Origin of the sequence: Reyranella sp. (assembly GCF_965249915.1) — a bacterium.
GTDB lineage: Bacteria > Pseudomonadota > Alphaproteobacteria > Reyranellales > Reyranellaceae > Reyranella.
In genome coordinates this window covers 6,180,866-6,189,949 of sequence record NZ_OZ252257.1, presented here as the reverse complement: position 1 = coordinate 6,189,949, position 9,084 = coordinate 6,180,866, and the positions used below count along the sequence as shown (strand labels likewise).

7 protein-coding genes and 1 pseudogene are annotated in these 9,084 nt (G+C 67.8%); 3 read left to right on the top strand and 5 right to left on the bottom strand.

Going from position 1 to position 9,084, the window contains the following annotated elements; all coding sequences use genetic code 11:
- From ACP15H_RS30425 to ACP15H_RS30415, 3 genes and pseudogenes are all read left to right on the top strand, one after another.
- Positions 1–598: pseudogene (locus ACP15H_RS30425) on the top strand (cobaltochelatase subunit CobS); the annotation flags it as partial.
- A gap of 14 nt (positions 599–612) precedes the next feature.
- Positions 613–2,526, top strand: a complete 1,914-nt coding sequence (cobT, locus tag ACP15H_RS30420; RefSeq protein ID WP_425069841.1) for a cobaltochelatase subunit CobT — start codon at positions 613–615, stop codon at positions 2,524–2,526.
- A 255-nt stretch (positions 2,527–2,781) separates the two neighbouring features.
- A complete protein-coding gene (locus tag ACP15H_RS30415) occupies positions 2,782–3,777 on the top strand; it encodes an esterase-like activity of phytase family protein (protein WP_425069840.1) in 996 nt (331 codons plus the stop codon).
- Between the two features lie 350 nt (positions 3,778–4,127).
- Here the strand turns inward: ACP15H_RS30415 and rpmB are convergent, their stop codons facing one another.
- The 5 genes from rpmB to ACP15H_RS30390 form a co-directional block, all read right to left on the bottom strand.
- Entirely contained in the window at positions 4,128–4,433 is a 306-nt protein-coding gene (gene rpmB / locus ACP15H_RS30410; protein WP_425069839.1) for a 50S ribosomal protein L28, read from the bottom strand.
- A gap of 75 nt (positions 4,434–4,508) precedes the next feature.
- Positions 4,509–4,991 (bottom strand): YcgN family cysteine cluster protein, encoded by a 483-nt coding sequence (locus tag ACP15H_RS30405; protein WP_425069838.1) that lies wholly within the window; start codon positions 4,989–4,991, stop codon positions 4,509–4,511.
- Positions 4,981–5,979, bottom strand: coding sequence for a methylmalonyl Co-A mutase-associated GTPase MeaB (gene meaB / locus ACP15H_RS30400; RefSeq protein WP_425069837.1), 999 nt, complete (start codon positions 5,977–5,979; stop codon positions 4,981–4,983). Before meaB ends, ACP15H_RS30405 begins: the two co-directional genes overlap by 11 nt.
- A gap of 15 nt (positions 5,980–5,994) precedes the next feature.
- The gene (locus tag ACP15H_RS30395; protein ID WP_425069836.1) at positions 5,995–7,164 is read right to left on the bottom strand and encodes an MFS transporter; all 1,170 of its coding nucleotides are present in this window, start codon (positions 7,162–7,164) and stop codon (positions 5,995–5,997) included.
- On the bottom strand, positions 7,151–9,019 hold the full coding sequence (locus tag ACP15H_RS30390) for an ABCB family ABC transporter ATP-binding protein/permease (protein ID WP_425069835.1): 1,869 nt from the start codon (positions 9,017–9,019) through the stop codon (positions 7,151–7,153). The genes ACP15H_RS30395 and ACP15H_RS30390 overlap by 14 nt, the downstream gene beginning before the upstream one ends.
- Positions 9,020–9,084: the final 65 nt, after the last annotated feature.

Sequence of the window (9,084 nt, the reverse complement as noted above, 5' to 3'; positions counted from 1 at the left end):
GCAGAACCCCACCGCCCTGGTGTTCGACGAATACGACGCCGGCCGCGCCGACGTGATGTTCGTGATCCAGCGCGTGCTCGAGGTCGACGGCAAGCTCACGCTGCTCGACCAGAACAAGGTCATCCATCCGCATCCGGCGTTCCGCCTGTTCTCGACCGCCAACACGGTCGGCCTCGGCGACACGACGGGCCTCTATCATGGCACGCAGCAGATCAACCAGGGCCAGATGGACCGTTGGTCGATCGTGACGACGCTGAACTACCTGCCGCACGAGCAGGAAGTGAACATCGTCGCCGCCAAGACGCCGCACTACAACAGCGACGAAGGCCGCAAGACCATCGCCGCCATGGTGGCCCTGGCCGAGCTGACCCGCGCGGGCTTCATCGCCGGCGACATCTCGACCGTCATGTCGCCGCGTACGGTGATCACCTGGGCCGAGAACGCGCGCATCTTCGGGGGCGACGTGGGCTTTGCCTTCCGTCTCACCTTCCTGAACAAGTGCGACGAGGTCGAGCGCAGCACGCTCGCCGAGTACTATCAACGCTGCTTCGGCAAGGAATTGCCGTCGTCGAGCGCCAAGGGCGGCAAGCTGCACTAACCGGAGAGGGCCGCATGGCCAAGGACTCCACTCCCCTCGAGGAGTTTCGTCGCGTCACCGCCACCACAATGCGGGCGGTGTCGCGCAAGGAAGTGAACGTAGCCTTCGTCCCCGACGGCGGTTCACTGCTGGGCCAGGAAGCCCGCATCACCGTGCCGGCGCGCGATCTGCCGGTCGAGGATGTGAGCCGCGTCCGCGGCGAGGCCGACTCGATGGCGCTGAAGCTGCGCCATCACGACCGCAAGACCCATCTGCGCCGCGTGCCCCGCGGCGAGGCGGCGCGCGCGATCTTCGAGGCGGTCGAGCAGGTCCGCGTCGAGGCGCTGGGCGCCCGCAAGATGGTCGGCGTCGCCGACAATCTCTCCGCCCTGTGGCGCCAGCGCTCCGACCAGCGCGGCCATGCCCGCATCAAGACCAAGGAAGATGCCCCGATCGCCGACGTGATCGGCCTGATCGCCCGCGAGCAGCTCCTCGGCGCCGAGCCGCCCGAATCGGCCAAGGCGATGGTCGACATGTGGCGCTCCGACATCGAAAGCGCCGCCGGCCGCGATTTCCAGAAGCTGCGCGATTCGCTCACCAACCAGGAAGCGTTCGCCCGCGCCGCCCGCCAGCTGATCCGCGACCTCAAGCTCGGCGACGAGACGGCCGAACTGCAGGACGACGACAACGAGGACTCGCAGGACCAGGAGAACGCCGACGGTCAGTCGAACGAGACCGGCGACGAACAGAGCGATTCGAGCGAGACCCAGGGCTACGGCGCCCAGGGCGAGGAATCCGAGGACGCGTCCGAGCAGGACGATGCTTCCGAGACCGTCGCCGACCAGGCCCAGACCGAGATGCAGATGGGCTCGGGCGACGAGGAGGAGCCGGGCCGTGCCGAGCGTCCGTGGCTGCCGCCGGGGGCGCTCAGCAACGAGCCCGCCGGCCAGCAGTATCACGCCTATTCCAACAAGTTCGACGAGATCGTCGAGGCCGACGCGCTGTGCGACGCCGAGGAACTCGGCCGCCTGCGCAACCATCTCGACCAGCAGCTCGCCCACCTTCAGGGCGTGATCGGCAAGCTCGCCAATCGCCTGCAGCGCCGCCTGATGGCGCAGCAGAACCGCGCCTGGGAGTTCGATCTCGACGAGGGCATCCTCGACGCCGCGCGCCTCACCCGCGTCGTCACCAACCCGATGCACGCTCTGTCGTTCAAGACCGAGCGCGACACCAACTTCCGCGACACCGTGGTCTCGCTGCTGATCGACAATTCCGGCTCGATGCGCGGCCGGCCGATCACGGTGGCGGCGATGAGCGCCGACATTCTCGCGCGCACGCTCGAGCGCTGCGGCGTGAAGGTCGAGATCCTGGGCTTCACGACGCGCGCCTGGAAGGGCGGCCAGAGCCGCGAGCAGTGGCTCGCCGCCGGCAAGCCGGCAAACCCGGGCCGCCTCAACGACCTGCGCCACATCGTCTACAAGCCGGCCGACGCGCCGTGGCGTCGCGCCCGCAAGAACCTGGGCCTGATGCTGCGCGAGGGCATCCTCAAGGAGAACATCGACGGCGAGGCGCTGCTGTGGGCGCACAGCCGCCTGCTGCCGCGCCCCGAAGAACGCAAGATCATGATGGTGATCTCCGACGGCGCGCCGGTCGACGATTCCACCCTGTCGGTCAATCCCGGCAACTATCTCGAGCGGCACCTGCGGGACGTGATCGACTGGATCGAGACGCGCTCGCCGGTCGAACTGGTCGCCATCGGTATTGGTCACGACGTCACGCGCTACTATCGTCGCGCCGTCACCATCGTCGACGCCGATCAGCTGGGCGGCACGATGATGGAGCAGCTCGCCTCGCTGTTCGACGACGACGACAAGAAGGACGCGCGCGCCGCCCGCGGCTCGGCCAAGCAGCCCGGCAAGGGCGGCAAGTCCGGCAAGCGCGCGGCCTAGAGCCAGTTATTTGACTTCGGCCCGAGAAGCTCCGTCGTCTCAGGGCGGGTTTCACCCTGCCCGAGCCGGAGCGCCCGTCGGAGCCCCGGGCGCAATCGGAAGTGAAGTTTTCCGTCGTCTCGACCGGAGCGCGCAGCGCGGAGTGGAGAGACCTTCTCTCCACCCAATAACGGCAAATCGTGGAGAAAAGGTCTCTCCGCTCCGCCTCGCTTCGCTCGGCTCCGGTCGAGACGACGGATACTGAATTCGAACTCGATGACCAACCGCTTCCTCCTCACGCTCTGCCTGCTCGTCGCGGCCTGCGCCGGCGTCTCGCCGCCGCCGGCCGGCGCGCAGGAACAGCCCGTCACCATCGAGAGCTCGCCGCTCACGCTCAAGATCGACGAGCCCACCGCGACCCGGGTCGGCCGCCTGATCTGGCGCGGCGGCCTCGAGATGCGCGCCAGCTCGCGCAATTTCGGCGGGCTGTCGGACCTGCACATCACGCCGGACGGTCGTACGCTGACGTCGATTTCCGACGAAGGCGCCTGGCTGGTCGCCACGCCGCGCTTCGATGCCAAGGGCATGCTGGTGGGCCTGGCCGACGCCAGCATGGGGCAATTGCGCGGACTGGACGGCAAGCCGATCGACAGCAAGCCCGAGGCCGATGCCGAGGCGATGGCGCGCCTGCCGGATGGATCCTGGATGGTGGCCTTCGAGCGCCGCCACCGGCTCTGGCGCTACACGTCGCTCACGGCGACGCCGCTGCCCGTCGAAGGGCCGGCCGATATCGGCCGCCAGCCCGCCAATGGCGGCATCGAGGCGATGACGGCGCTGGCCGACGGCACGCTGATCGCCATCAGTGAGGAATACAGCCTGCATCCCGCGACGGTGACCGGCTGGATCGGCAAGCCGGACGGCAGCGGCCGCTACGTCTGGAACCCGTTCGCCTACGCCACCATCCCCGACTACAAGCCGACCGCGCTGGCGGTCCTGCCGGACGGCTCGTTCGCGACCCTGGAGCGGGCCTTCGACATGGTGCGCGGGGTGCGGGTCCGGGTGATGCGGTTCGAGGCCAACCAGCTCAAGCCCGGCGCCACGGTACAGCCCGAGGAGCTGGCGCGCCTCGCCTCACCCTATGCGGTCGACAATCTCGAAGGGCTGGCGGCAACGCGCGGCGCCCGGGGCGAAACGCTGCTCTGGCTGATATCGGACGATAATTTCAATCCGCTTCAGCGCAATATTCTGATGCTGTTCGAAGTAGCGCCTTAGAGTCTTTCTGACTTCACTCGAAGCAGAACAGACTTTCCAGCAACGGCCTCACCCTAGGAGCGAAAGCAGTGAGCGTCTCCAAGGGTGGGCACGAGCACCACGTCCTTTGCCCATCCTTCGAGACGCACGCCTGCGGCGTGCCGCTCACGATGAGGTGGTGCGAGTGAGTTTAAGTGGGAAAACTCCAGGGCGCTGTGCCAATGACGAATCGCGATCCCCCTCCCCATTCAAATGGGGAGGTGCCGGCGCAATCGCCGACGAAGGGGTCATGAGAGAGGCGTTCGTCCTTCGGCGCTCTCGGACATTGCAAGGCAATGTCCTGTCGCTCAAGAGGCTGAGCTTCGCTCAGCCTACGCCGCCTGCTTGGCGTCCTTCTTGCCCTTGGCCGACACGACGCGGCGCTTCAGCACCTTCATCTCGGGTGAGAGCTTGCTGTCGTTCGTGTCGAGCAGGTAGGCGTCGATGCCGCCATTGTGCTCGATGGTCTTGATGCCGCGCGGCGTCAGGCGCAGGCGCACCGCATGGCCCAGCGCATCCGACAGGACCGAAGCGACCTGAAGGTTCGACATGAACCGGCGCTTCGACTTGTTGTTAGCGTGGCTCACATTGTTGCCGTACTGGACGGACTTGCCCGAGAGGGCGCAACGACGAGGCATGGCGATATCCGCTGAAAAAAACGATCCCGCCGGAGGGCGGGAAGGCCGGCTTTTTACGGGCCGAAAGGGTGCCCGTCAAGCGAACCAGTCCACCACTCTTTCGCTGATATCCTCAACCTGGTCCTCCGGGATCACCCGCCCCCGGGCGGAGATTCCCGCCTCGTGCACGCTGTTCGGGTCGCCCGAGACCAGCGGATGCCACCAGTAGAGATCCTGCTTGAGGTGCACCAGCCGATAGCCACAAGTCCTGGGGAGCCAGTCCATCTTGGCCACCACCTTTGGGGTCAGCTGGATGCACTCCGGCACGATCTTCTTGCGGTTCTTGTAGTCCTTGCAGAGCGCCGTCTTGGGGTCGAGCAGCCGGCAGCAGGTGTCGGTCTGGGCAAGCTCGCCCGTGCCCTCGTATTCCAGCTTGTTGACGCAGCACATGCCGCAGCCGTCGCACAGCGATTCCCATTCCTGCTGGGTCATCTCGGCGAGGGTCTTGCGCTTCCAGAAGGGTTCCTTCTGGGCGTCGGCCGCGCGGCGGGCGCGTTTCAGGAAGGATTTAGCGACCATGGAAGGCTTGTAGCATGGACCGGGCCGCCGCGGCGGGCGTGAGCCGCCCGGCCTCGACGTCACGTTCCAGTGCGCCCACCCGCCGCCGGACCTCGGGGTGAGCCTTGAGCTCCGCCAGCAGGGTTTCGCCGACCTCGTTCCACATCCAGGCGCGGGCCTGCTCGGCACGGCGCTTCTGGATCCCCGCCTCGCCCACCGCCTTGTTGAAGCGCTCGACGACATCCCAGATTTCGACGACGCCGTCGCCGGTCTGGGCCGAACTCGTGGTGACCTCGGGCGTCCAGCCGGGGGTCGGCGAGCGCAGCATGCGCAGCGCATGCTGGTAGTCGGCGGCCGAGCGCCTGGCGGTCGCCTTGAGATCGCCGTCGGCCTTGTTGACCACGATCAGATCGGCCAGTTCGATCACGCCGCGCTTGATGCCCTGCAGATCGTCGCCGCCGGCCGGCAGCAGCAGCACGATGAACATGTCGACCATGTCGGAGACCGCCGTCTCGGACTGGCCGACGCCCACCGTCTCGACGATCACCGTGTCGAACCCGGCGGCTTCCACCAGCAGCATCGTCTCGCGCGTGCGCCGGGCGACACCGCCCAGGGTGATGCCGGCCGGTGACGGCCGGATGAAGGCCTCGCGGCGCCGCGACAGCTCTTCCATGCGCGTCTTGTCGCCCAGGATCGAGCCGCCGCCGCGCTTGGACGAGGGATCGATCGCCAGCACGGCGAGCGAGCGGCCACGCTCCAGCAGCGACAGGCCGAAACGTTCGATCAGGGTCGACTTGCCGACGCCGGGCACGCCGGTGATGCCGAGCCGCACCGACTTGCCGGTGTGCGGCAGTACCTCTGCCAGCAGCGCATCGGCGCGCGCACGATGGTCGCTGCGGGTCGATTCGATCAGGGTGATGGCCTGGGCGAGGGCACGCCGGTCGCCCGCCAGCAGGGGCGCAAGAAGGGGGTCGGCCGACTCGCCGGACATCGCTGCGGACGCATTCATCGGCAAGCAGCCTTATCAGCCGCGGCGGCGCATTGCCAGCAAGGCGCCGCCCGTGGCGATCGCGTAGAAGAAGCCCAGCGTCCAGCCGAGACCGGGTTCACCCACCGCATCCATGGCCGCCCCCGTCAGCGGCCGGCCGACCAGCCCACCCACGACGTAGATCAGGCTGAAGGCGGTATTCGCGCGCGCGATGTCGCCGCCGCTGAAGCGCTGCCCAAGCAGCGCCAGGCCCACCGGATAGATGGCGAACGAAATGCCGCCCCACAGCATGATGACGCCCACGATGGCGAGCGACTGGGCCGGCACGAAGGTGAGGCCGATCACCAGCGCCGCACTGACCGTTGCGAGACCGGCCAGCACGCCGCGCCGGTCGGAATGGTCGGCCAGCCAGCCGATCGGCCATTGCAGGGCCACGTTGCCGACCACGAAGGCCGAGAGCCACAGCGCGCCGGTCTCCGGCGCCACGCCGGCGCTGACCGCATAGACCGGCAGGAAGCTGAAGGCGACCTGCTCGCCCAGGCCTCCGGCGAAGGCCGCGAGCATGGCCAGCGGCGCCGCCACGAAGATCGCGCCGTAGCCACTGTCGGCGTGGTGCCGGATCGCCGGCGCCCGGTACCTGTAGGGCAGCAGCGGCAGGGCGACCAGAAGGGCGAGCCCGGCGCAGGTCAGGAACGGCACCGGCCCGTAGACGCCGACGATCTGCAGCACGAAGGGTCCCAGCGCCATGCCGCCCGCGAACATCGCGGCATAGATCGCCATGACCCGGCCGCGCCGCTTCTCGTCGACGACGAGGTTCATCCAGATCTCGCTCACCACCCACGGCACGCCGCCGACCGCGCCGTGCACGAAGGAGAGCAGGAACCAGGCGACCGGATGCGTGGTCAGCGTATAGCCGACCGTGCAGAGGGAACCGGCCAGGACGGCGGCCAGGATGAGCGGCACGGCGCCGAAGCGGGCGGCCAGCCGGGGAATGTGCGGCCCGGTCGTGAGCATGCCGAGCGCCCAGGCGGCGGCGACGATGCCGATGGTGAGCTTGTCCTCGCCCTGCCGCTCCAGCGCGAGCGGCACCAGCGGCATCACCGCGCCCGACTGCAGGCCGATGGCGGCGCAGGCGACGAAGACGGGAACGAGGGAACGCCAGGGGCCGGTGGCCCCCAGTCCGACCTTCGCCCTAATCGCCGACACGCAGATGCCCCTCGGCGCGGAAGGAGGCCGCCTCCTCGACGCGGCGCTCGGCCGCGGCGGCGGCCTCCTGCTGGCGGCGCCACATGTCGGCATAGAGGCCGTTACGGGCCAGCAGTTCGCCATGACGGCCGCGCTCGGCGACCCGGCCGCGGTCGAGCACGATGATCTCGTCGGCGTTGATGATGGTCGACAGGCGATGGGCGATGATCACCGTGGTGCGGCCGCGGCTGACCTCTTCGAGCGAGCGCTGGATTTCCTGCTCGGTGCGCGTGTCGAGCGCGCTGGTCGCCTCGTCGAACAACAGGATGCGCGGGTTCTTGAGGATGGTCCGCGCGATCGCCACGCGCTGCTTCTCGCCGCCCGAGAGCTTCAGCCCGCGCTCGCCCACCGTGGCCTCGTAGCCCTGCGGCAGGGCCACGATGAAATCGTGGATGCGGGCCAGGCGGGCGGCCTCCTCGACCTCCTCGCGGCTGGCGCCGGGTCGTCCGTAGGCGATGTTGTAGTAGATCGTGTCGTTGAACAGCACGGTGTCCTGCGGCACGACGCCGATCGCGGCGCGCAGGCTCGCCTGCTGGACCTCGCGGATGTCTTGGCCGTCGATGCGCACATGGCCGGCCGACACGTCGTAGAAGCGGAACAGGATGCGCGAGATGGTCGACTTGCCGGCGCCGCTCGAGCCGACGATGGCCACCGTATGTCCGGGCGCCACGCGAAAGCTGACATCGTGCAGGATCGGCCGCGACGGCTCGTAGCAGAAGTCGACATGATCGAACACGATCTCCCCCCCGGCCACGGCGAGCGGCGGCGCGCCCGGCCTGTCGGCGATCTCGGCCGGCACGTCGAGGAGGCCGAACATCTTCTCCATGTTGACCAGCGCATTGCGGATCTCGCGATAGGCGAAGCCCAGCATGTTGAGCGGCATGTAGAGCTGGATCAGGAAGGCGTTGACCGCCACGAAGTCGCCGATCGTCATCGTGCCGGCGATCACGCCCTGACCCGCCATCGCCATGACGGCGACGAGGCCCACCGCGATGATCGTGCCCTGCCCGATGTTGAGCAGCGAGAGCGTGCGGCTGGAGCGGATGGCGGCATTCTCGTAGCGCCGGCGGCCGACATCGTAGCGCCTTGCCTCGTGCGGCTCGTTGCCGAAATACTTCACGGTCTCGAAGTTCAGCAGGCTGTCGATCGCCTTGGCATTCGCATCGGTGTCGGCCTCGTTCATGTAGCGCACGAACTTGATGCGCCATTCCGAGAAGACGATCGAGAAGACGATGTAGACGCCGACCACGACCAGCGTCACGACCGAGAAGCGCCAGTCGTAGAGGCTCCACAGGATGCCGCCGACCAGCATGATCTCGAACAGCGTCGGCAGGATGTTGAAGGTCGTGAAGCGGATCAGGAAGTCCATGCCCTGCGTGCCGCGCTCGATGACGCGACTGATGCCGCCCGTCTGCCGCTCGAGATGGAACCGCAGCGACAGCGCATGGAGATGCCCGAACACGACGAGCGCCAGGTTGCGGATCGCCCGCTGGGCCACCGGGGCGAAAATGGCGTCGCGAATTTCGCCGAAGGCCTGGGCCAGCACGCGGGCGGCCCCGTAGGCGACGATCAGGGCGATCGGCACCGCGACCGCCTGCGCCGCGGGCGTTCCCAGCGCATCGACGGCGTCCTTGTAGAGAATCGGGACGTAGACGTTGGTGACCTTGGCCACCACCAGAAGCACCAGGGCAATGACGACCCGGACCCGCAGCGCCAGTTCATTCTTCGGCCACAAATGGCGTCCGAGAATCTTGATGACGCCCCAGGCGCGGGGGCCGTCGACCTTGGGGATGCCGTCAGGGCCGGGTTTCGACATGAACGAAAAATGCCTTATTGGGCCACCATGTTGGGTGGCGAAGGGAGCGTCGGGCTTCTATCGTG

Coding starts and splice junctions, on each gene's coding strand:
- cobT (WP_425069841.1), top strand. CDS start 613: ATGGCCAAGGACTCCACTCCCCTCGAGGAGTTTCGTCGCGTCACCGCC.
- ACP15H_RS30415 (WP_425069840.1), top strand. CDS start 2,782: ATGACCAACCGCTTCCTCCTCACGCTCTGCCTGCTCGTCGCGGCCTGC.
- rpmB (WP_425069839.1), bottom strand. CDS start 4,433: ATGCCTCGTCGTTGCGCCCTCTCGGGCAAGTCCGTCCAGTACGGCAAC.
- ACP15H_RS30405 (WP_425069838.1), bottom strand. CDS start 4,991: ATGGTCGCTAAATCCTTCCTGAAACGCGCCCGCCGCGCGGCCGACGCC.
- meaB (WP_425069837.1), bottom strand. CDS start 5,979: ATGAATGCGTCCGCAGCGATGTCCGGCGAGTCGGCCGACCCCCTTCTT.
- ACP15H_RS30390 (WP_425069835.1), bottom strand. CDS start 9,019: ATGTCGAAACCCGGCCCTGACGGCATCCCCAAGGTCGACGGCCCCCGC.